We start from the raw sequence: 21,670 nt of genomic DNA on the forward strand, positions 1-21,670 counted from the left end.
CGGATGTGTCTGTGCCCACAGGAGCCGACGTCAGTCGTGCTCGATTTGCGGCTCGGGTGCAGTGGGCCTCACGTAGTCGCGGTCGATTTTTCCTTCCTCTGCCTTGAAGAAGAACTGACTGTTGATCAGCCAGCCCTTCAATGGCCGGAGCGGCAAAAGACATGCCAGCAGTACCAGCGGGAGAGAGGTGAATAGGTGCACCCATATTGAAGGGGAATAGGCAACCTCAATCCAACATGCCACCGCGACGGCCGGCACGCATGTGAAGCAGATCACGAAAAACGCCGGCCCGTCTGCGGGATCGGCGAAGGAGTAGTCGAGGCCGCAAACTTCGCATTTGGGCTTCACAGTCAAAAAACCGTCAAAAAGATGCCCTTGCCCGCACTGGGGACACAATCCGCGCAGTCCCGTTTGAATGGGTGGCAGTGGAGGCCATTCCATCGTCATCGCGTTACACTTCCAGAATTGATAATGTATGCATACAATAATCCAATCAACTCCGACAGTTTACAATTTGTCGCAGCTGTCGGCGCGTACCTGAAGTGATTGACCGGTTCAGTTTTCAGACTGAACACCGCCGCAACCTCGACGCATCTGGGGGCTGCCACTCGACCGCCAATCCGACAAAACATCATTCCTGTTACTATGGCTCCGAATTTCTGGGAGTCGTTCATCCGGGCTCAAGCTCCTTGACAACCGGTAGAAATATATGGAGCTTATATGGATAATATGTTGTTACATTGAATGGAAAATCGATGACTGCGGCATCTTGGACACCTCACCTTCGCACCCGCGAAGGGCCCATCTATTTGTCGATTGCGGATGCCTTGGCAGAGGACATCGCAAGTGGTCGGTTGGCCGAAGGGGTGCAACTTCCAACGCAGCGCAAACTCGCTGATGACCTCGGCATCGACTTCACCACAGTCAGCCGAGCCTACTCGGAGGCCCGCAGCCGTGGCCTGATTGAAGGCAAGGTGGGTCAAGGGACATACGTGCGATCAAAGCGTGGCGCGCGACAACCGCAGCAACCCTCTGGTGTCGTCGACATGAGCATGAACCTGCCGCCGCGGTTTCTCGATCCCGTCCTGGAACAGAGAATGTGGGATGGGGCGAAAGGGCTTCAGGAACAGGGCTTGGACCTCCTGCTAAGATATCAGGAACCCGGCGGCATCATGGAGGATCGTATCGTCGGCGCGTCTTGGCTTTCAAGGCGGCTTCCGGGGATATCGCCTGATCGTGTGGTAGTCGCCTCAGGCGCGCAGGGAGCGCTTCACGCCATTCTCAGCGTCTTGACAGAGCCTGGTGATATCGTCTGCGCAGAAGAACTCACGTACCCCGGATTCCGCTCGATCGCATCCCATCTCAGGCTCAAATTGGCTCCGGTTGCAATGGACGATCAAGGGCTTGTTCCGGACGCCTTTGCGCAGGTATGCAGGGAGGCGAAGCCGAAAGCGCTCTATTGTATGCCAACGCTTCACAATCCGACTACACGGACACTGCCCGTTCATCGAAGGCACGATCTCGTAAATGTTGCGCGGACATATGGCGTGCCGATTATCGAGGACGACGCGTATAGCGCCCTTGTCCCGGACCCGCCACTGCCACTCGCAGCGCTGCTGCCCGAGGCGGTCTATCATGTGGCGAGCTTATCCAAATGCCTGTCTCCCGCCCTTCGGGTCGCATATGTCGCTGTGCCGGAAGGTCGTACGCATAGGGTGGCCAACGCGATCCGGGCGTCAGCGTCAATTGTTTCTCCGCTCACGAGTGCTCTCGCGTCTCAATGGATAGAGTCGGGAGTAGCGGATGTTGTCAGAGGCGAAATAGTCAAGGAGACAGTGAAGCGCCTGGATGCGGTCAAGGCGCTTCTTCCGTTCGATGTCGAATCCTCTCCGGGCGGCTTCCACGTGTGGCTGAAGGCTCCTGAACCTTGGACGCGAGGCGAACTGGTTTCCAGATTGCGTTCGATAGGGATCGGTATCGTCACCAGCGACGCCTTTGCAATTGCGTCCGCGCCCGAAGCCATACGACTTGCGCTTGGCGCTCCGGTGAACCTGGAGGAACTTACACGTGCCCTCCGGATTTTGGCAGACCTTCTAGCCCAGCAACCCGCGTTCTCGACGATGGTGGTCTGAGCGAAGCATCGCAAAGCCTCGACCATCCTCACCGTGCAATAGGCGCGGCATGACCGATGGCCTTGTCACGGAACTGGCCCAGATATCCTATTCGTCACCCGCTGCGGCTATCTGACCTTCTTGCCTTCTGAGACTGTCCAGGAGTATGCGTGGCCCTCAATGAGGAAGGCGATACGCTTCCTGTCGCCCATGACCGCGTGGCATTGCCATACTTTGCCCTTTCCACCGGAATCCAGAAGGCGGACATCAGTGCTCACGTCAGAGCAGAGTTTGTCACCGTCGATCCTCCACCGTCCACTCACGCTCTTGCTGCCTTTCTGGTAGATCGTCGTTCCGTCCGGATTGAAATACTGAATCTCATCCTCGTTACTGATCGAATTTCCCTCTAGCGTCGCCTTAATCTCGGGGCTCGTCATGGTTTGAGCAGAAGCCGTGCCGGCTGCGAGAGTTCCAACAGTCGCAGCGAGCAATATTGATGCTTTCAACCAAGCCATTTTATCTCTCCTCTAGACGCCGGTCAGGGCAGCGGAACGGGCGAGTCGCTGAGCATTCTCAAATAGGCGATCACGTTTAGCCGATCCGCTTCGTCGGGTGCGCCGCGAACGTCCATATCTACCCCCGGCGTTGTGAGGGTAGGACCGGCGATGAAGATGTTGAGGTCCTCGTATGTCCAGGAACCTGGCCAGCCTCTCAGCGTCTTGGAGTAGCCGCCGAACGGCGTCGAGGCCTTCTTGCGTCCTACGACATTCCACAGGTTCGGGCCCCTTCTTGGCGGGTCCTTCACGCCAGTGACATGGCAATTGGCGCAATTGGAGGCGAAGAAAGCTGCCCCTTTGGTCGGATCACCGTTCGCCAGTTTTGCTGAAATCGGCTGGGGTTTCTGAACAATGACGCCGTTGTTCAGGAGGTAGTCGGCGATTTCTGCGCGATCGTCGTGTTTCGCGAGGTGATAAGGCGTTATGATAGAGGGGTTGCGCTTGGGATCACCCCGCACCCAGATGGCGTTGACGTCTGCGCCCGCTTCAACGAGCGCCTTGACGCACTCGAGGCAGTTACTGGCGACCGCGAAATGTAACATACGCGCGCCACGCGCGGCGGCATTGGGGTCAGCGCCATTCGCAACCAGCAACCGGACGAGGCCCGGAGACGCCGTCAGGACGGCAGCGGTAAGAGGCAATCCAAGTGCGGACTCCTTGTTCACGTCGGCACCGCGCTTGATCAGAAGTTCCGCTGAATCGGCATGGCCGCTACGCACCGCGACAACGAGAGGCGTGGCCCCTTTGTCCTGTTCCTCAATGTCTGTTCCAGCATCCAGCAATGCCGCGAGCGCGACCAAATCACCGGTCTTGGCGGCATCGTGAAGCGGACCGCCGTAGGACATTGCAAGAGTACTAAAGTAGATCGCCACGCTTCCTATCAGCCCGCGCATGGGTCCCTCCCCAGGCTAAATCTTTGGCGGGAAAATTATAAACCTGATCCTTTCCGAGGAACAGTAACAAGCAATTTGCAACGCCAACGTCGTGGCCTCATTCGCCTCGGCACATGCCAGCGAGCAGCAGGCCTTCCATGATTGGCTCGATCCGACCCGGAATATTGGCGGCTTGACCTTCGCGTATACTGGCGACAGAGATCGTGGGTGAAATAGCGAGCAAACTGGCGACATGTCTTCGGGCCTCGTCAATGCGACCGAGCCGTGCGTTGGCCGCGATCAGCATCCAAAAACTGGACCGTAGTGTTGATTGGCCGCCAGCGACTTGCCCGCCCAGACCAGTGCTTGCTCCAGATTGCCGCGCACCAACTCGGCGTGGGCGTAGAGTCGACAGTCGCGTAGTGAGCCAGGACACCATCGGCCACGCCCTGGCGCCACCAGTTCGCAATGATCGCCTCAGAAAGCTCGGCCTCGTCAAGGTTTGTAACTTTAGAACGGGTTCTCAGGGACGAACCAGGGGGAGACAAAGTTCCGATTAGGCCCCTAGCCGTTTCTCTGCGTAGTTATCGTCGTAGTCGTCATTTGCGTGGCCGATCTCATGCTTGGCAGCTCGGACCAAGAAGCCTGATCGGGTCAACCCATGGGCTTCGGCGAACGCATCGATTGCCTTTAGGACATCTTCTGGCAGAGTGATATTTACGCGAACCGCTCTTTTGGCTTCCGTCTTGACGCCAACTAGAATTGCAACGCCGTCTTGGTTCTCCACGTCTGCCATCACCGCCTCCAGTGTGGAGGGTTCGGGAATTGCTTCGCCGTCTTCGGCTAGTCCTTCGACGTGTAGGGCTAAGGCTTCTTCGGCCATAGCTCGCGCATCGTCGAGGTCCGTTCCAGCAGTGATCAGGCCAGGAAAATCGGGAAAGGACACGCCGTAATCACTGTCAGCGTCCTTATGGATCAATCCGATATAATTGCGCATGTTCGCTACCTCAGTTTAAGTCCGGCTTGTTTCTCGATACTCTTCAGTTTTCCGATTGGGATGTCCCTTTTCGGGTGTGGAACAGTGACGCGTCCAGGTTTCTCGGGATGCCTAAACTGGACATGGCTGCCCTTGGTGGCGACCTCGTGCCAGCCATCCTTTTGCAGGGCCACAATGATATCACCGCTCTTCATTCCCAGGCCATACACACGAATGTGTATGGCGACAAGCGCAACATAATATGCCTCCTGATCCTCAGTGAGTGAAGGTGAGGTTCTCGCCACCAATGCGCGACGGACGCGTTTCGCCCTTGAACGGTTATTGTTTCGGTCGCTACCGCCGGCTGTGGAGCGATTGCAAGTCGATTGCGTCGACGAAGTGAATAACGGGGTCGTCGGTTCGTATCCGCTCAAGACCTTTAAGAATGTTGTGACAGACCTAAAGGTCGTTAGGATGAGCGCGTGGGGTCGCACCAATGCGTCATCAACACGATAGTGGACTAGTGTCGGGGACGGAGCGTGGATGGCTTCGGCCTGGGCTTCGTCATGGAGGATAGTGTCGCCGACCATCTTGCGAGCGGCAGGCTGGTCCGGGTGCTCGACGACTGGTGCCCGACATTTCCGGGCTATCATCTATACTACCCGAGCAGGTGGCAAACTTCCGCCGCGTTTTCGGTGCTGGTCGAGGCGCTTCGCTACCGCGGTGAATGAGCCTGCAAAGCATGGAACTGGAAAGCAAAATGGAACCGGAAACCAGCGACGCGTGTGAGACGACCGTGAGGTCAGCAACAAAGGCAGACATCGATCTCCTTGGCATGTACGGAGCGGAGCTTGTCTCGATCCACCACGGCTGGGATGCGCGACGCTTTATCGCCGGAGGCCCTAGAACTCCGACGGCATATTCGAGCCACCTGAGAGGTCAACTCGACAAGCCGGACGTCCTGGTTCTCGTTGCGGAGATCCATGGAAAGGTTGTCGGATACGCTTATGCGGGTCTCGAGGGATCCGATTATATGGCACTGCGTGGGCCGGCTGGCGCTATCTATGACATTTTCGTCGAGGAGAGCCACCGTCGACGAGGAGCCGGTCGAGCTCTGCTGACGGCAGTGGTCGGCGAATTGGGAGGGCGAGGGGCGACACAGATCGTCTTGTCGACGGCGCATCGCAACGACGACGGCCAACGTCTCTTCGCCTCCATGGGTTTCGAGCCAACGATGGTGGAAATGACCCTCCAGCTTTGAACTGCGGCCTCGATTGGCAACCGCTTTTGGATCGCCTGATGGGCGCCACCAAGTTGGCGAACCTCGACAAGATTGCAAACCGGCGGTTCCCATTGGATATTTCCGCGACATGCGGGGGGAACATGAGCAAGGCGAACTACACGGACATTGCCCGCGAGGCGGGGGTTGGGACGGCCACCGTCGAGCGAGTGATGAACGGGCGAGGGGGCGTCAGGCCGGAACTGGTCGAGAAGGTCGTTATTGCCGCGCGCAGTCTGGATTATCCGCGCGTGCTTCCCGATACCCATCGTGGCCTGCTGCGGGTTGACGTTTTGATGGTTCGTCCGGAAACCACGTTTTATCGGCGGCTCTCCAAGGCATTTGAGCAGATCGCCCATAGCATTGATCCGCTGGTCGTCGTCCACAGGCGCTTCGTCGAGGAAATGAACCCGCAGGAAATCGCTCGCGCGGTCACAGCGGCGGACTACCCGCGAGCTGGGCTTATTCTCGCCGTTCCCAACAGCCCGCTGGTCAAGGGGGCGGTGGAAGCTGTGGCAGCGCAGGGTATCCCCATCGTCCATGTGGTTACGCGCGCGTCTGAGGATCAGGTCGAATTTGTCGGAATAGACAACTATGCCGCCGGCCGCACGGCGGCTCATTTCATCTGCCGGATGGTTCGGTCGCAGGGACCGGTTGTCGCCCTTTGCCACCCTATCTACCAGGTGCATCGGGATCGGATCCGCGGCTTTTCCGAGTACTTCCGTGATCACCCCGGTTCGATCAACTTCGAGTGGCTCGGCTTTACCCGCGACGAGGAGCGGTTCGGTGCGGAGACCTTGATCATGGCGATGCAAAAATATCCAAACCTCGTCGGGCTCTATAATGCCGGTGGCGCGAATTCCGCCTTGATCGACGTTCTCCGCCGCAGCGACCGGGGCAGAGACATTCTTTTCGTCGGTCACGAACTGACCGACTACACCCGCACGGCGCTGCGGGACGGTATCATGGACGTGGTGCTGGATCAGGCGCCCGAAGCACAGGCGCAGCGCGCCCTCGACATCGTGCTGCACCGCGTCGGTCTTACGAAAATCGAGCCTGACCGTAACCCCATTCGCTTCATCACGATCACCGCCGAAAGCCTTTGATCTATTTTGATCAATGAAGTCTTCGCAGGTTTCAGTGTCTCCTGCTAGTTTCAAAAGCGGGAGGAGAGCCGGCGTTTCAAGGGAAACGACACGGATTCAGGCGCTTGGCCGCTCCTTCCCGTAAGAGGATTTGGCGAAGGAGAGCGTCATGGACGACCTGAAATACGGGACGCGGAACAAGCGAGGCGACTGGGCGCCGAACAAGCCGGTCGAGACTGCGCCGCTGTTCGTTTTTCCCCCAAAGCTGTTGGCAATCGCAAAGTGGCTGCCGCATTATTTCTTCCCCTGGAACGTCGTCTTCGCGGCTTCTGCCGTCGCCTATTGGGCTTTGATCATTCCGTCGGTCGAGACGCTGCAGACGTTGAGTGTTGGGTGGGCACTTTGGCTCTATGCGGTCAACGCAGTCTGCGTGTTCCTGTTCTACGGCGCCTTCGAGCTTCATCTCTATGTGTTGAAGCGGCAGGAAAACCGCTTCAAGTACAATGGCAAATTCCCGGCTGATCAGAAGAACAACGTCTTCTGGTTTGATCGCCAGAACGTCGACAACATGTTGCGTACATTCCTGTCGGGCGTGACGATCTGGACGGGCATCGAGGTCGTGATGCTCTGGGCTCATGCCAATGGCTATGCGCCGTGGCTGAGCTTTTCGGAAAATCCGTGGACACTGGCGCTTGTCGCTCTCGTTGTTCCCATCATCCATGAGTTCCATTTCTTCTGCATCCACAGGCTCATCCACACCCCGTTCCTCTACAAGTGGGTGCACTCGGTACACCACAATTCGGTGAATCCGTCGCCCTGGTCGTCGCTGTCGATGCATCCGGTGGAACATCTCCTTTATCTCGGGACCGCGTTTTATCACCTCATTCTGCCGTCAAACCCGATCCTGATGCTCTATCAGCTTCACTATGCGGGCTACGGCGCAATCCCCGGTCATGTGGGCTTTGACAAGGTGGAAGTGGGTGAAGACAAGCTCGTCGACAGCCACGCCTATGCACATTACCTGCACCACAAGTATTTCGAGGTGAACTACGGCGATGCCGTGATCCCGCTCGATAAGTGGTTCGGGACCTGGCACGACGGCTCTGCCGACGGCGATGCCCGCATGCAGAAACGCTATCGCAAGCGCAAGGAAAGGCTCTCCGCCCGCAAGGCTTCCTCCGAACTGCAGGGAGCTGCCAAATGAGCTGGGTATCCGCATGCAAATTCGAAGACATCGAACAGGAAGGTGCGATCCGCTTTGATCATGAAGGCCGCACCTATGCGATCTACCGCGGACCGGATGACAGCATCTACTGCACGGCCGGTCTCTGCACCCATGAGAAGATCCATCTTGCGGACGGGCTCGTCATGGACTTCGAGGTGGAATGTCCCAAACATTCCGGCGCCTTCGACTATCGGACGGGGGAGGCCATGCGGCTTCCGGCCTGCGAGAACCTCAAGACCTATCCGGCGGAGGTGGTTGATGGAGAGGTTCGTGTGGCCCTCGGTTAGGCCGCGCTTCAGCCAATAGCCCATCGGGCTTCCGGAGTGCAATCGGGGTGATCCGGCACCTTACGGAGGATGACATGAAATCAGTGTGCTTGGCGGCTGCTCTGGCCGCCTTGATGGGAAGTGCTGCCTTTGCTGAAACGATCGGTGTCTCGATGCAAAGCTTCGACAACAACTTCCAGACGCTTCTGCGTGAAGGCATCACTGCAAGGGCATCGCAGGTCGATGGTGTCAGCGTGCAGGTGGAAGATGCCCAGACGGACATTTCCAAACAGCTGAACCAGGTCAACAACTTCATAGCCGCCGGTGTCGATGCCATCGTCATGACCCTGACAGACACGTCAGCTGCCCCCGGCATCAGCGAAGCCGCGGAGAAAGCTGGCATTCCTCTGGTCTATCTCAACCTCGAACCCGACAATTCGGGCAAGTTGCCGGAAAAGCAGGCCTATGTCGGTTCGAAGGAAACGGATTCCGGCAGGCTTGGCGCAGAAGCGGCATGTTCGCTTCTGAAGGAGAAGGGAAAGGCCAGCGATGCGCAGGTCTATATTCTGATGGGCGATCTGGCTCACCAGGCCTCGCGCGATCGCACCAACTCCTTCAAGGAAGCGTTGGCGGCCGGTGATTGCAATGGTGTCACGATTGCGGACGAGCAGTCCGCCGCCTGGAACCGCACGACCGCAATGGACCTGACGACGAACTGGATCACCGCGGGTAAACCGATCGATGTCGTCTTTGCAAATAACGATGAAATGGCCATCGGCGCCGTTCAGGCGTTGAAGGCAGCGGGCGTCTCCATGGGCGATGTGATCGTCATCGGTATCGACGCAACCCAGGACGCCCTTGCCGCGATGGCTGCCGGTGACCTTGATGCGACCGTCTTCCAGAACGCAAAGAGCCAGTCCGCAAGTGCAGTGGATTCTGCAGTCGCACTTGCGCGCGGCAAAGCCATCGACAAGCAGGTCTGGGTGCCGTTCGAACTTGTTACACCGAAGAACATGGCCAACTACACAAACAAGAACTGATCCTTCGACCGGCGCTTTCATTGCGCCGGCCACTTTTCAAGGGGAGAACGCATGAGCGGGATCGTCATTATCGGCGCCGGAGAAGCCGGCACGCGCGCAGCCTTTGCCTTGCGGGAGGCTGAATACCGCGGAGCCATTGCTATGGTCGGCACCGAGCCGAACATGCCTTATGAGCGACCGCCTCTCTCCAAGCCACTGGACGGGGCCGTGCAGATGAAAGCGATCTGCTCCGCTGAGGCATTGGACACTGCCGGCATCGAGTATTTTCCCGGCAGATCGGTGTCTTGGATTGATCCGCACGAGCGGCGCGTCGTTTTGAGCGCCGGACAGGCGCTGGCTTATGACAAATTGCTTCTTGCGACGGGCGCGCGCCCCAGGCAGTTGTGCTGCCCCGGCGCGGAACGGGCACTTGATTTCCGGACTTTCGCGGACGCGTCCACGATCTTCTCACGCGTGGAGAGCGCCAGAACCGTCGCCATCATTGGTGGCGGACTGATCGGCATGGAGCTTGCAGCGGTGCTGCGCGGCAAGGGGGTTGCTGTCAACATTGTCGAGGCTGCATCAAGGCCGCTCGGTCGCGCCGTGCCGGCACGATTTGCGCAAAGCCTGCACGCCCGCCACGTCGAGGAGGGCGCCGGCTTTTATCTCGGGCAGGGTGTTGCTGAAGTCAGATCCGATAGCGTCGTGCTGGCTGATGGCAAGCAGGTTCCCGCCGATATTGTTGTGGCCGCAATTGGCGTCGTGCCGAACGTTGAACTCGCACAAGCAGCGGGGCTTGCGACGGATAACGGCATTCTGACGGACAGCTTTCTGCGCACGAGTGATCGACATATCTTTGCTGCAGGCGACTGTGCCGCAGTAGCCCAGCCGGGGGGTGGCTATGTCCGGTTCGAAAGCTGGCGCAACGCGCGCAACCAGGCGGAGACTGCCGCCCGCAATATGTGCGGTGCGAACGAGAGTTTTGCTGCGATGCCCTGGTTCTGGTCGGATCAGTATGATCTCGGCCTGCAGGTCGCTGGTGTCCCGCAACCGGGACATCAGATCGTCTCCCGCTCGCTTGACGCGGGTGTGCTTGAATTCTATCTCGAAGACGGCCGCCTCGTTGCTGCCGCAGGACTTGGCACCGGAAACAGCCTGGCCAAGGAGATCAAGCTGGCGGAGCTACTGATCATGGCGGGTGTCAATCCAGATGCTGCTGATTTGGAAGACCCGGCGGTCAATCTGAAGGCCCTTCTCAAAACTGCGCGGGCTGCGTGATGCAGGAGTTGCTGTTCTTTCAGTCGCTCTGGGCCATGGAGCGCCGCCATACCGACGGCTACGAGCGTAGCCTCGACGAGAACATTGAGATGATTGCGGAAGCCGGCTTCGACGGCATCAGCGCCCACTATACGAAACGATCGAATGTTGTCGGCCTCAATGAGGCGATCCGGGGTAGGGGGCTGAAGATCGAAGGCGTGTGTTTTCCGCGCTCCGTGGAGGACTTGCGCCTGCCGCTGGAGCTCGCGGCAGAATTTCCGGTCACTCATATCAATTTGCAGCCCGACGTGCGGCTGAGAAGAGTGGAGGATTGCCTGCCGCTCCTCGACGGCTGGATGCGACTTGCGCAGGACGCCGGGATTCCCGTTTTCATCGAAACCCATCGCGACCGGATGACGACGGACTTGTACTTCACGCTCGACCTTCTCGATCGGCGACCGGATCTGCCACTCCTTGCCGACCTCTCGCACTTCCTCGTCGCTCGCGAGTTCGCCTTTCCGGTTACGAAGGAAGACGATGCATCCATCCGGCGCATACTTGCCAATGCGCACGCCTTCCACGGCCGAGTCGCCTCGCGTGAACAGGTGCAGATCGAGATCTCCTTCCCGCACCATCGTCCGTGGGTCGATCTCTTCCTGGGTTGGTGGGAGTATGGTTTTCGCGCGTGGCGCGCGCGCGCTTCTGACGACTCCAAACTGGTGTTTACCTGTGAGCTGGGACCGAAGCCTTACGCGATAACCGGAAGGGACGGTAACGACACGACCGACCGCTGGGCGGAGGCTCTCATGCTCCGCAAGTTGGTGCATGATCGTTGGAATGCTACCGCTGAGTAGAGCCGTCGCCAAAGGCAACGCAGTTTACTGCCGCGCCGCCGCGACGATCGGTTGTACTGCCGATCTCATGCTCTCTGGCGTCGCTCCGGTGACGATGACACCGAGCAGCGGGGCAGCAATGCCTGCGTCCCTGAGTTTCGTCATATCATCCGGAACAAACCGCTTCTGGCTTGGGGCGATGACCGGAATATCCACCTTGCTTGTGATCGCCCGGTAGCGGGCAAGATCGGCCACCTCGAGCGATTTGCCGTAGTCGGCAAACGAGGCGACCGAAGCCTCCATCATGGCACCAGGAATATCGACAATCCGTTGTAAATCATCCGCCGTACTCGACTCTCCAAGCGCCGGAATGGGCCTCAGCTTCGATTGCAGAAGATGAGGCTGCACGTCGCTGAAATAGATGTTGAAGCCCTCGAAGCCGAGGTCGGCGAGCGCATTCATTTCCAATAGGCTCGGAACCTTTTGCTGCCCTGCCATGACAAGAAGTGGCACGCCAAGTGCGGACAGTCCCTCCAAAAACGGCCGCTCCTCGGAAAAGGTGCCGAAGGTCGTGCCAGTGGCGCGATGATAGGCGTTGAGATGGACCTTGATCGCGAACGCACCCGCATCGACAGCGGCCTTGGCGAGATCGAGATCGTGACGGGCGAGCGAGACGATGACTGGGAATTTACCGTCTCGCAATGCGCGAGTAAGTCTGGTTTCCGGATAAGTCGGCATGCAGAGCCTCAGTTCAGACGCGGGCCGCCATCAACGGCGAAAAGATGGATATTGGCGAGGTCAGGGAGAACGCGGATTGTTGCGCCGGACGAAAGCAAAATGCGCTCGCGGAAGACGCCGGTGACCTCAGTCTCACCGAGTTTCATCGTCACCTGAGTTTCAGACCCCATCGGCTCGACGAGGAGGATCTGTGCTGGCACGCCGGTGTCATCGAGCGCGAAATGTTCGGGCCTGATGCCATAGACGGCCTTGCGGCCGTTCAACTCAAGCGACATCTGCGGCAGCGGCAGGAGGATGCCGGGCGCTGCAAAACCGTTTTCCGTGATTGTGCCGTCCAGGAAGTTCATCGAGGGCGATCCGATGAAACCGGCCACGAACTGGTTGGCCGGACGGTCGTAGAGGTCGAGAGGCGCGCCGATCTGCTCGACTTTGCCGGCATTCAGCACGACGATTTTGTCGGCCATGGTCATCGCCTCGACCTGGTCATGGGTGACATAGATGGTCGTTGTCTTGAGCCTTTGATGCAGGCTTTTGATCTCGCCACGCATCACGACGCGCAGCTTGGCATCGAGGTTCGACAATGGTTCGTCAAACAGGAAGACCTGCGGATTGCGCACGATTGCCCGGCCCATGGCGACGCGTTGGCGTTGGCCGCCGGAAAGCTGGCGCGGGTAGCGATCGAGGAGCTGGGTCAAGCCGAGAATATCGGCTGCCCAGTTCACTCGTTCGGCGATCTCGGCCTTGCTCGTACCGCGATGTTCCAGCGAGAAGCCCATATTGGTTGCAACCGTCATATGCGGGTAGAGCGCGTAGTTCTGGAAGACCATGGCGATGTCACGATCTTTCGGGTCGAGATCGTTGACCACACGCCCGCCGATCCGGATGGTCCCGCCGGTGATTGTCTCAAGCCCGGCAATCATCCGAAGCAACGTAGACTTGCCGCAACCGGATGGACCAACCAGCACGACGAACTCGCCATCGTGGATGCCAAGGTCCGCACCATGAATGATGTCGAGGGCACCATAGCTCTTTTGGACACGGGAAAGGGTAACTTCAGCCATTAAGAAAAATCCGGTTCTTCAGCCCTTGAGGCCGGTATGCGCCAGCCCTTCGACGAATTGCTTCTGGGCGATGATGAAGACGATAAGGACGGGCAGTGCCGTGAGCGTCGCTGCGGCGAGCTGTATGTTCCACATCGGCCCGCCATAAGCGTCGGTATATTGGGTAAGGGCCTGGGGCAGGGTGAACTTGTCGGCGCTCGACAGGAATACGATCGGTTCGAGATAGAGGTTCCAGGAATGCAGGAACGTGAAGATCGCAACCGACGCCAGGGCGGGCTTGGCAAGCGGGAGGGCAATCTTGCGGAAGATCTTGAAACGTCCGAGACCGTCAACCCGCGCGGCCTCTTCCAGCTCGACTGGCAACGTTACGAAAAACTGCCGCATGACGAAGGTAGCAAAGACACTCGGCGCGCCGAAGATTGGCGTCAGGATCAGGGGCCAATGAGTGTTGACCATTCCCGCCTTCAGGAACATCTGAAACAGCGGCACAATCGTGACCTCCGAGGGGATCAACAGACCAAGAAGTACGATCATGAAGACCGTATTGGCGAAAGGAAACTTTATTCGCGCGAAGGCATACCCGGCCATCGATGATACGATCATCGTGCCGAACGTCACGATGGCGGCGATATAGGCCGAGTTCCAATACTGGTGCACAAAGGGCTGAAGCTCGAAAACCTTGCGATAGGTCGTCCAGTCATAGCTCTGCGGCAGGAGTTGCGGCGGAAAGGCAAAAATATCGCTGATCGGCTTCACCGAAGAGGTGACCATCCACCATGTCGGGAAGACGAAGGGGATGAGGAGCACGCACATCAGCCCGTAAAGAAAGACCTTCAGTCGCGGTGATATCTCAGTCTTCATAGAATACGATCCTCTTGCGCAACTGCCACTGGGCGAAGGTCAGCACCGCCACGATCACGAAAAGCAGGATCGACAAGGTCGAGCCATAGCCGAAGAAATGATACTGAAAAGCCTGTTGGTAGAGGTAGTAGACAAGCACGGTGGTCGAAAGACCAGGCCCGCCCTGCGTCAGCACAGCAATCTGGGCGAAGACCTGCAGAGAACCGACGATGGTGATGATCGAGGTCAAGAGTATGGTCGGGCTGATCAGCGGAAGGGTGATGCGGCGGAACTGCCTGAATCGCGGTGTGCCGTCGATGCGGGCAGCCTCATAAAGTTCGTTCGGCACGCCCTGAAGGGCGGCGAGAAACAGGACCATGTTGAGGCCGACATTCTTGAAGACCTGGACAATGATGACCGAGATCATCGCCGTGGTTTCGCCGCGAAGCCAGTTCGGCCCCTCGAGCCCGAACAGCTGCAGCATGCCGTTGATGCCGCCATTTTTCTGCAGCAGGAATCCCCAAACGATCGTCCAGGCGACGAGTGACACGACGACCGGCGAGAAGAACAATGTCCGGAAGATCGTGATCCCGGTAAGCTTCTGGTTCAACAGCACCGCCAGCAGCAAAGCCAGCGACATGTTGAGAATGACAAGCCCGGCGGAGAAGACGGCTGTCGAGCCGAGCACCTGCAGCAGATTCGGATCGTCGAGCAGCATTTGGTAGTTCTGGGCGCCCGTATAAGTGAACGTATTGGCGAGCACGTTCCACTCGTGCAGCGAATACCAGAAGACCAGACCGAGCGGGATCAGCACGAAAATGATGATGCCGATCAGTTGCGGAGCGATGAACAGCCAGCCGGCAAGGCTGTCGCGCCGCGCAATTGTCCAGAACGGCGACGACGAGCAGCCTTCCGGTCTTGCGTTGTCCTGTGCGACAGCCATCCTTTGCCTCCTCAGCGCTTGAGCAGCGGCCCGATCTGGCCGCAGATCGTCTGGAGCGCACCGGCGACATCAGCGTCTGGACGCCACACTGCATCGAGCCCGGAGCGCACGCTTTGCTGGATCTGCGCAAAGCCCGTATGGCCGGGAATGACCTTGCCTGTCGCAATGCCCGCGATGACGACCTTGTCGATCTGCTCCTTCGTGAGCAGCGGGTTCGTCTTCTTCAGCACATCCGCATTGAGCAGCGACTTGCGGGCCGAGGGAAAGAACTGGCTGAGCTTCGCGGAATTTTCCGGGTTGGTCATGTAGGCGACGAATTCGGCAGCCGTCTTGGCGTTCTTGCCCGACTGCATGACGCCGATGCCGGCCTGGCCGATCAGCGCATAATCACCGGCAGACCCTTTGGGTAACGGCACGAGATCCCAGGAAAAAGGCTTGTCCTTGGGCAGCAGCGAAGCGCGGCTGATCTGGGTAATGGTCATCGCCGCATCGCCAGCGAAGAAATCGACGTTTTCGCCGGGGCCAGGTATCGCTTTCTTGTCGAAGATCGCGTCATGGATGAAGTTAAGCGCATCGACCATCGGCTTTTCGGTCATCGTGCAAGTCTTGCCGTCGACACTCCAAGGCGTCGCACCAAAGCCGTTCCAGATCGAAGCGAGATTTTGCCAGATCTGGTAGTTGAAATCGCGCACGATCAGGCCGCCCTTGCCTTTCTGGCCGACGGCCGAAGCCGTGGCGATCGCGTTGTCCCAGGTCCATTCTCCGGCCGCGATCAGTTCGGCAGGGGTCTTGGCGCCGGCTGCCTTGATGAGGTCGTTGTTGACGAAAACACCAAAGGGTGAGGTTGAGAAGGGATAGGCATAGAGCGTGCCGTCCTTCGCCCAGCGCGCAGTTGCGGTGGCGCTCACCTCGTCGAGATTGTAGTTCTTGGTTGCCTTCAGGGTGTCGGTGAGCGGATAGAGCGCGCCGGAATTGACGAAGTCATAGGCCGCCGTCTCGAAGATCCAGGCCATGTCCGGCGCGTTGCCGCCGGCAATCTGGGTGGTGAGAGCCGTCGTATAGGTGTCGAACGGGAGAGACTCGAAGGTCACCGTGACGTTGGGGTGGTCCTTTTTGAAGCTGGCCGCAATCTCGTTGAAGAGTTTCAGATGTGGTTCAGCCGCGCTCCAGATGGTCATGCGCAGGTTGACTGCCTCCTGGGCATTGGCAACGCAGCTCCAGGCGAGCGGAGCGGCGATCGCAAGCGCCGCCATTGCCATTTTCAGTGTCCTGTCTTTGTTCATTCCCGTTCCTCCTCCAAAGATGGGTTGCCCTGATGGATACTCAGTAGGCCGATATGACCGGCCAGCGGATTTCGACGCCTTCACGAGCGAGTTCCTTCTGGAAGCCGTTGAGGTGGTCGTCATTTTCCTGGACCTGATGAGGCCTCAGACCTCTATCGAGGCAATAGGCCGCAAGCATTCCTGCCGCTTCGCCGATATTCCATTCGACTGGATGCAGGCGGTAGCAACCATTGGTGATATGGGTGGTTCCAATATTCTTGCCGGCTGCGATGAGGTTCGTCATGCGCTGCGGCAGCAGCGCCCCAAGTGGGATCTCGAACGGGCAGGAGGGAACATCGATATAGTTGTCCCCGCCGGTCGATGGGTGCAGGTCGATGCGGTACATGCCGATACCGACGCTGTCGCGATAATTGACTGCACCCTTGTTGCCGCGCACCGCATGCGAAAGATCCTGTTCGGTAATGCGGGTGATGGGCTTTATGCGCCGGCTCTCACGAATATAAGGCGCCATGGCAAGGCCGTGCTCAGTGCCGGTGATGTCGCCGCGAAGTCTCAAGCCGCGGTAACCCTGCCCGCCATCGATACGCGGCGCCTCCGTCTGCAGCCAGTAGAAGACCGAATAGGAAAGATCAGCCGCCGACTTCAGATGCAGCGCCTTGTCCTCTTCGGACACGTCGATGATCGTTCCGTCCATGTAGTCGATCATCGGCCAATTCACGAAGCAGATATCCGACTGGTAAAATCCAGCTTGAAAATTTCGCCGTGCCGCGATGCGGCGAAAGAGCCATAGGTTTTCATCGCCGCCGCCCTTGCGCTGATCCGCATCGACAAGGAGCGGATTGTCATCGACATTGGGCGTAAAGCTGCGCGTGGTAAATTCCAGCGTGCGTGGGTGGGGCGCGGTAAAGCCGAGCAGTGGGCCGCCCCAGAAATGTGGCTGGTATTTGCGCCAGTATTCGTAGTTTTCTGGCTTGTCGATTGTCTGGTCGCCATCGACGCAGTCGACTGCAAAGCAGATTGAGACTGCTTGGACATTGTCCGGCTGGGCTTTTGCAGGTGCGCTCGGCTCGCCGGTATCGGATTGCGCCTCGAAGCCTTTGACATAATCCGTGCCAGTCATCGGCAGCAGGTCGCCGAGTTCGGTGGCGTCAAGGATATAGTCGGCCGAGATGACGATCTCGCGGTCCGTATCGCGATGTCGTACCGTAATTGAGCGCACACTATCACCCTCGACATCGGCAGCGACGGGACGATAGGGCTGTAGCAGCCTGAGCCGGCCAGCGCCCCGATAGGGCATCAGCATCGCTTCCATGACCGCAAGGCTGACGCGCGGCTCGGCGCAGATCCGGCTTACCCAGCCGCCGCCGGGATTGAGGTCGTCCCAGGCGCGGGCGCCCTCGGTAAGCGGATAATTGTCGCGGTAATATTGCCGTACGCCGTTGCGCAGCTTGCGATAGGAGCGGGTAATGCCGAACTGTTCGACCCAGGTGTGTTCGTCGGATGGCACTGCCTGGCTGGTCGACTGACCGCCGATCCAATCGAATTCCTCAGTCATGATGACGCTCTTTCCGGCGCGGCACGCGCCAAGCGCCGCCGCCACGCCGCCAAGGCCGCCGCCTACAACCAGAATATCCGCCCGCATCTCTTTTGCCGCTATGTCTGTCACGCTCTCAGGTCCGTTTCTTTGCCGGTCCGAGGGTTTGGCCCTCGACGGGTTCGCAGGTTAGAAGAATCTGTTCTACGGGCGCGGCGTCCTCGATGCGGCGCACCAGCATCGCGGTCGCCTGCCGTCCCATCTCCTCGCGAGGAATGTTGAAGGAGGTAAACTGCACATGACTGCGCTCGGCTCGCACATGGCTACCGAGCACGACGACCGAGAAGTCGTTCGGAATGGACAGGCCGCGTTCGCGCGCGGCCGCTTCGAGACGCACCGCATCGGCCAGTTCGACGAAAAACACGGCGCTCGCGCCGCTTGCGGCAATCGCATCGAGTGTTTCGGTGGCACCCCGGCCAACTTCGTCCACATGCAAAACCAGTTCTGCATTTCCGGTGATCGCGTCCGAAAAGCCGCGCCAGCGGTCGACAACGGATTCGGCCGATCCGCTCGGGCCGATGAATGCCAGTCGTTCATGGCCAAGAGCACGGGCCTTTTCTACCAGCGCCCGCGTGCCACTCGCATAATCACCGCCGACGTAAGGAACCGGTCCGCCTGCGTCCTCTCGTCTCCCGATTGCTACGAAGGGATAATCGCCTGTTACAAGCCTTTTCAGCTCGGTCCGATCGAATTCTCGCCCGAGGACAAGGCAGCCGTCGGCGATGCGCAGTCGGTTGCCATCGGCAAAAATCTTGCGCTCACGGCCGATGCCGGCGCCGGTCAGCAGCAGCAGGTCATAAGTCTGTGCTTGCGCTTCTTCCTCGATGCCAAGCAGGAAAGGTGTAAAAAAGTCCGCCTGCTCGCTCGGAAACGCTGGCTCATAGGTGAACACACCGAGAATGCGATTGAGGCCCTTGGCCATACGCCGGGCGATCGGATCGGCCACGTATCCTGTCTTACGAATAACCTGTTGGACACGCTCGCGGGTCTCCTCGGGAATGCGGGCCAAGGCGGTCGGCGTACCGTTCAGCACAAGCGAAACGGTCGCCTGGCTCACGCCCGCCAGTTTCGCAATATCGTGCTGAGTCAAGCGCTTAATGCCTGCCACGTAGCATCCTCCAGATAGCCTCTTGACTGCTAATGCGTATTAACAGCTAATACGTATAAACAGGATTTATCTTGTCACTGTCAAGCGCCAAGCTGTGAGAAAATCGATGACGTTCTCCGAGCATTTGAAAACGCAGGCGATTTCCGGGATCCGCGTCTTCGGTGACAGCATCACCGCCGGCCTAAACGCCAGTCAGCCGCATCTGGCATGGCCGGCACTGTTTGCCGCTGACCTCGGGCAGCTGCCTGTCCATAATCTCTCGGTTCCAGGGTCAGTGTTGCAGGGGGCGCCGCTTGCCGATGGAAAGTTGCGGCCGGGAAACGGTGTCGGACGCTTCGCCCAGGCACTGCTTGAACCCGCACATCGAGACGCCATCCTCATTCTTTACGGCTATAATGATGCGCGCTACGTGAACGCGCCCGACACAATGAATGTGAGAAATTTCAGCCGAGACTATGCAAAGATGCTGGATAGGCTGTTGGCGGCAGGTCACTTGGAAAGGCTTGCGATCGGCAGTCCGCCCTATATTCCCGAAGCCGGCTTGTCAGTCGGAAGTGCCGGCTTCACCGGTCAGTCCCGCCAAGGCTTCGAGGCCTATGTCCGGTCGGTTGAGGAGCTGGCGCAGTATTTTGGCATCTTCTATGCGCCCGTCTATGAACAAATGAAATCTTGCGGTGATGGCACTCTCGCCTCGCCCGATTTCGTTCATCCGAACGATGCTGGCCATCACGTAATCTTCCGTGCGTTTAAAGATGCCGCTCGTTGATGAGTTGACGACCTGCTTTTCCCGAATGCCGAGGCCGCGGCAAATGTCACGGCCTTGCTGTAGAGACGGACAAGGGCCAACCGGGGTCCGTCGAGGATGGCTTAGCCTTTAGGTGGGACGAAGCACGAGGCCCGCAGGGGTTCGCGGACCTCGGAGCACTGTTGCAGGAAAGTGGCCGCATTTGAGGCCGCGCTCACAAGCTTCCATCGATCGCACATACGTCAATGGTGATGAGCGCACCTGGATTGTCGCTGACCCAGCCTGCGTTTCGTGGACATGGCCTCGGGTCTGCCTGAAATGTAGTCGAGTTGACGCTGTGCTGCAGTCGCACCGAGGGAGGGCCCGGAGATCTCTTTGCCACGCAGTAACACCAGAGCGAGCGCTGAGCCTATTCGTCTGCGTCTGGCACCAGAACGTCGAAGACTTCGAGGAGAGCCTCTGTAATGGCGGCTCCGAGTGCGTTTCCGGTCGCAGCGATTGCCGGTTCATCCATATCGCGTGCTGCAATCGCCAGGTTTCCGCCTTGCTCGGCGACGATTGCCCGTGCCCGCTCGATTGCCCATTGCGCGAAGTCATTTCGGCTTTCGATCGTGACTGTTTCGGTTTCCATGAGCTTTCTTTCAGAGATCCTTCGGACTTGTCCGGGAAAATGGCGCTGCGCGCTGAGTTGTGCTTTCGCGCTTGCTGGTCCAAGTATCGGTGAGACGCCGGCCTTGCAAGGCCAATGAGCCAATCTGCGGCTCCCGCTTCGCATTTCTCGCATTATGAGCGATTTGTAAATGCAATGATGAGTGGGAGCCAGCGCGTCCGTCCCGACCCTTTCGCCCAACGGTGTGAGCCCGTGGAGGGCAAGCGTCAGGCGAGTATGGGATCGCCATCAGAGCCAGGACAGTTGGTCTCTTGGCAGCCGCCCGCTGGGGTCGAAAACCAGTACCCGATGGGGCAAGTTCGGTCCCCAGTCCCAGAGCACCAGATTGCGGTCTGACGGGTCCGTGCCGGGCGCAAAACTCGGAACAACAATGCCGGCAATACCCTTGGCTGTAAGCCGGTCGTAGATTGACCAGGAGGACGGCCGGTTGCCATTCGCAAGCGCGGTCGCCCAGGCGCAGCTCATATCCTCCAGCGTCACCAAGAATTCCTTCCGGCCCTCATCGGTGGAGAGATCGGCTATATCCTCGCAGTCGATTTCATAAGAACACAATACACAGGGGTCGATACGGTGAGCGAAACCCTGGTTGGCCTCTTTGATGGCCGTTAAGATGCTCAATCCGAGATAGAGCGCCGGTACGCCTCGGGGATTGAAGCGAGCGCCACGGATCGCCGCGCCGTCACCAGACGTCGGTTTGAAAGACCAGCGTGGATCATGGGCTCGGTAGCAGGTTGAGGTAAACCTCACGCAAAGCCACCAACCGCCATGTGATCGAGATAGTCCCTGACCGCGCCGGCCTTGCCGTCCTTGACGAGCGCTTCTGCTGTTCTTCCGCCAAACGCCGGAAGCGGCTGAGCGCGGTACCATGCCATGGCTTGTTCTTTGCCACCAGCCCAGTCACTGACCCGGCTGATGATTTCGAGCATTTCTCGCAGGCGCCCCTGCGCTTTTGCTGCTCTGCTTCGCTCTGCTCTGTAGAGCGTCTCGCGGGACAATCCGGCTGTTTCGGCAAGCTGGCCCCTGGACATCCCAAACCCGTCTGCGACCTGCGCAATGCCAATCTTTCCGGACCTGTCCATGTAGGACAGAATTAAGGGTTCATTTTGGGGGGGTCGCTTCAGAGCCTGTCCCATCGTCTTCCTTGCCATAGTGGATGCCACATTCTCTGTACAAAATATATGACATACTTCAGCTTCCTTCAAGGAGGC

Annotated in this window: 24 protein-coding genes and 1 pseudogene; 10 read left to right on the forward strand and 15 right to left on the reverse strand. The window is 58.7% G+C overall.

The annotated features are described in order from the left end of the window. Nucleotides 1-30: 30 nt before the first annotated feature. Entirely contained in the window at nt 31-447 is a 417-nt protein-coding gene (locus AC1DPR_RS11475) for a DUF983 domain-containing protein (protein WP_018857939.1), read from the reverse strand. Between the two features lie 308 nt (nt 448-755). On the opposite strand from AC1DPR_RS11475, the gene AC1DPR_RS11480 reads away from it, so the two are divergent. Continuing rightward, on the forward strand, nt 756-2,132 hold the full coding sequence (locus AC1DPR_RS11480; RefSeq protein ID WP_477816369.1) for an aminotransferase-like domain-containing protein: 1,377 nt from the start codon (nt 756-758) through the stop codon (nt 2,130-2,132). Nucleotides 2,133-2,239: 107 nt separating this feature from the next. Here the strand turns inward: AC1DPR_RS11480 and AC1DPR_RS11485 are convergent, their stop codons facing one another. The 4 genes from AC1DPR_RS11485 to AC1DPR_RS11500 form a co-directional block, all read right to left on the reverse strand. Next, nucleotides 2,240-2,626 (reverse strand): hypothetical protein, encoded by a 387-nt coding sequence (locus AC1DPR_RS11485; RefSeq protein WP_477816370.1) that lies wholly within the window; start codon nt 2,624-2,626, stop codon nt 2,240-2,242. A gap of 23 nt (nt 2,627-2,649) precedes the next feature. Continuing rightward, the gene (locus AC1DPR_RS11490) at nt 2,650-3,561 is read right to left on the reverse strand and encodes an ankyrin repeat domain-containing protein (RefSeq protein WP_477816371.1); all 912 of its coding nucleotides are present in this window, start codon (nt 3,559-3,561) and stop codon (nt 2,650-2,652) included. Between the two features lie 535 nt (nt 3,562-4,096). Then, nucleotides 4,097-4,537, reverse strand: coding sequence for a type II toxin-antitoxin system HicB family antitoxin (locus tag AC1DPR_RS11495; RefSeq protein WP_062369774.1), 441 nt, complete (start codon nt 4,535-4,537; stop codon nt 4,097-4,099). Between the two features lie 5 nt (nt 4,538-4,542). Next, nucleotides 4,543-4,731 carry a type II toxin-antitoxin system HicA family toxin gene (locus AC1DPR_RS11500; RefSeq protein WP_477816372.1) on the reverse strand — a complete coding sequence of 63 codons (189 nt, stop codon included), beginning with the start codon at nt 4,729-4,731 and terminating at the stop codon, nt 4,543-4,545. A 321-nt stretch (nt 4,732-5,052) separates the two neighbouring features. On the opposite strand from AC1DPR_RS11500, the pseudogene AC1DPR_RS11505 reads away from it, so the two are divergent. The 8 genes and pseudogenes from AC1DPR_RS11505 to AC1DPR_RS11540 form a co-directional block, all read left to right on the forward strand. After that, nucleotides 5,053-5,247 (forward strand): annotated as a pseudogene (locus AC1DPR_RS11505) (LysR substrate-binding domain-containing protein); the annotation flags it as partial. A 29-nt stretch (nt 5,248-5,276) separates the two neighbouring features. Further along, a complete protein-coding gene (locus AC1DPR_RS11510; protein WP_477816373.1) occupies nt 5,277-5,777 on the forward strand; it encodes an N-acetyltransferase family protein in 501 nt (166 codons plus the stop codon). Between the two features lie 122 nt (nt 5,778-5,899). Further along, complete coding sequence (locus tag AC1DPR_RS11515; protein WP_477816374.1) at nt 5,900-6,901, forward strand: LacI family DNA-binding transcriptional regulator; 1,002 nt, start codon at nt 5,900-5,902, stop codon at nt 6,899-6,901. A gap of 148 nt (nt 6,902-7,049) precedes the next feature. After that, nucleotides 7,050-8,084, forward strand: coding sequence for a sterol desaturase family protein (locus tag AC1DPR_RS11520; protein WP_477816375.1), 1,035 nt, complete (start codon nt 7,050-7,052; stop codon nt 8,082-8,084). Further along, nucleotides 8,081-8,392: a MocE family 2Fe-2S type ferredoxin gene (locus AC1DPR_RS11525; protein WP_018857947.1), complete on the forward strand. Its 312-nt coding sequence runs from the start codon at nt 8,081-8,083 to the stop codon at nt 8,390-8,392. The genes AC1DPR_RS11520 and AC1DPR_RS11525 overlap by 4 nt, the downstream gene beginning before the upstream one ends. Before the next feature lie 74 nt (nt 8,393-8,466). Continuing rightward, on the forward strand, nt 8,467-9,411 hold the full coding sequence (locus tag AC1DPR_RS11530) for a substrate-binding domain-containing protein (protein WP_477816376.1): 945 nt from the start codon (nt 8,467-8,469) through the stop codon (nt 9,409-9,411). A 51-nt stretch (nt 9,412-9,462) separates the two neighbouring features. Then, nucleotides 9,463-10,668 (forward strand): NAD(P)/FAD-dependent oxidoreductase, encoded by a 1,206-nt coding sequence (locus AC1DPR_RS11535; RefSeq protein ID WP_477816377.1) that lies wholly within the window; start codon nt 9,463-9,465, stop codon nt 10,666-10,668. Beyond that, nucleotides 10,668-11,501 (forward strand): sugar phosphate isomerase/epimerase family protein, encoded by an 834-nt coding sequence (locus AC1DPR_RS11540; protein ID WP_477816378.1) that lies wholly within the window; start codon nt 10,668-10,670, stop codon nt 11,499-11,501. The genes AC1DPR_RS11535 and AC1DPR_RS11540 overlap by 1 nt, the downstream gene beginning before the upstream one ends. A gap of 24 nt (nt 11,502-11,525) precedes the next feature. Here AC1DPR_RS11540 and AC1DPR_RS11545 read toward each other — a convergent pair whose 3' ends face one another. From AC1DPR_RS11545 to AC1DPR_RS11575, 7 genes are all read right to left on the reverse strand, one after another. After that, nucleotides 11,526-12,218 carry a hypothetical protein gene (locus tag AC1DPR_RS11545; RefSeq protein WP_477816379.1) on the reverse strand — a complete coding sequence of 231 codons (693 nt, stop codon included), beginning with the start codon at nt 12,216-12,218 and terminating at the stop codon, nt 11,526-11,528. Nucleotides 12,219-12,226: 8 nt separating this feature from the next. Further along, a complete protein-coding gene (locus AC1DPR_RS11550) occupies nt 12,227-13,279 on the reverse strand; it encodes an ABC transporter ATP-binding protein (protein ID WP_477816380.1) in 1,053 nt (350 codons plus the stop codon). An 18-nt stretch (nt 13,280-13,297) separates the two neighbouring features. Next, nucleotides 13,298-14,140: a carbohydrate ABC transporter permease gene (locus tag AC1DPR_RS11555; protein ID WP_477816381.1), complete on the reverse strand. Its 843-nt coding sequence runs from the start codon at nt 14,138-14,140 to the stop codon at nt 13,298-13,300. After that, nucleotides 14,130-15,062 carry a carbohydrate ABC transporter permease gene (locus AC1DPR_RS11560; RefSeq protein WP_477816382.1) on the reverse strand — a complete coding sequence of 311 codons (933 nt, stop codon included), beginning with the start codon at nt 15,060-15,062 and terminating at the stop codon, nt 14,130-14,132. Before AC1DPR_RS11560 ends, AC1DPR_RS11555 begins: the two co-directional genes overlap by 11 nt. A gap of 11 nt (nt 15,063-15,073) precedes the next feature. Further along, nucleotides 15,074-16,321 carry an ABC transporter substrate-binding protein gene (locus tag AC1DPR_RS11565; protein WP_477816400.1) on the reverse strand — a complete coding sequence of 416 codons (1,248 nt, stop codon included), beginning with the start codon at nt 16,319-16,321 and terminating at the stop codon, nt 15,074-15,076. 64 nt (nt 16,322-16,385) lie between these two features. Continuing rightward, the gene (locus AC1DPR_RS11570) at nt 16,386-17,987 is read right to left on the reverse strand and encodes an FAD-dependent oxidoreductase (RefSeq protein WP_477816401.1); all 1,602 of its coding nucleotides are present in this window, start codon (nt 17,985-17,987) and stop codon (nt 16,386-16,388) included. Between the two features lie 28 nt (nt 17,988-18,015). Further along, nucleotides 18,016-19,047 carry a LacI family DNA-binding transcriptional regulator gene (locus AC1DPR_RS11575; RefSeq protein ID WP_477816383.1) on the reverse strand — a complete coding sequence of 344 codons (1,032 nt, stop codon included), beginning with the start codon at nt 19,045-19,047 and terminating at the stop codon, nt 18,016-18,018. Nucleotides 19,048-19,153: 106 nt separating this feature from the next. Between AC1DPR_RS11575 and AC1DPR_RS11580 the strand changes: the two genes are divergently transcribed. Beyond that, the gene (locus tag AC1DPR_RS11580) at nt 19,154-19,813 is read left to right on the forward strand and encodes an SGNH/GDSL hydrolase family protein (protein ID WP_477816384.1); all 660 of its coding nucleotides are present in this window, start codon (nt 19,154-19,156) and stop codon (nt 19,811-19,813) included. Between the two features lie 388 nt (nt 19,814-20,201). Here AC1DPR_RS11580 and AC1DPR_RS11585 read toward each other — a convergent pair whose 3' ends face one another. The 3 genes from AC1DPR_RS11585 to AC1DPR_RS11595 form a co-directional block, all read right to left on the reverse strand. Continuing rightward, nucleotides 20,202-20,423 carry a hypothetical protein gene (locus AC1DPR_RS11585; protein ID WP_477816385.1) on the reverse strand — a complete coding sequence of 74 codons (222 nt, stop codon included), beginning with the start codon at nt 20,421-20,423 and terminating at the stop codon, nt 20,202-20,204. Nucleotides 20,424-20,690: 267 nt separating this feature from the next. Continuing rightward, nucleotides 20,691-21,209, reverse strand: coding sequence for an RES family NAD+ phosphorylase (locus AC1DPR_RS11590; protein WP_477816386.1), 519 nt, complete (start codon nt 21,207-21,209; stop codon nt 20,691-20,693). After that, nucleotides 21,206-21,595 (reverse strand): antitoxin Xre/MbcA/ParS toxin-binding domain-containing protein, encoded by a 390-nt coding sequence (locus tag AC1DPR_RS11595; protein ID WP_477816402.1) that lies wholly within the window; start codon nt 21,593-21,595, stop codon nt 21,206-21,208. The genes AC1DPR_RS11590 and AC1DPR_RS11595 overlap by 4 nt, the downstream gene beginning before the upstream one ends. Nucleotides 21,596-21,670: the final 75 nt, after the last annotated feature.

The sequence above is a fragment of the Rhizobium sp. 01T417 genome (assembly GCF_056398905.1).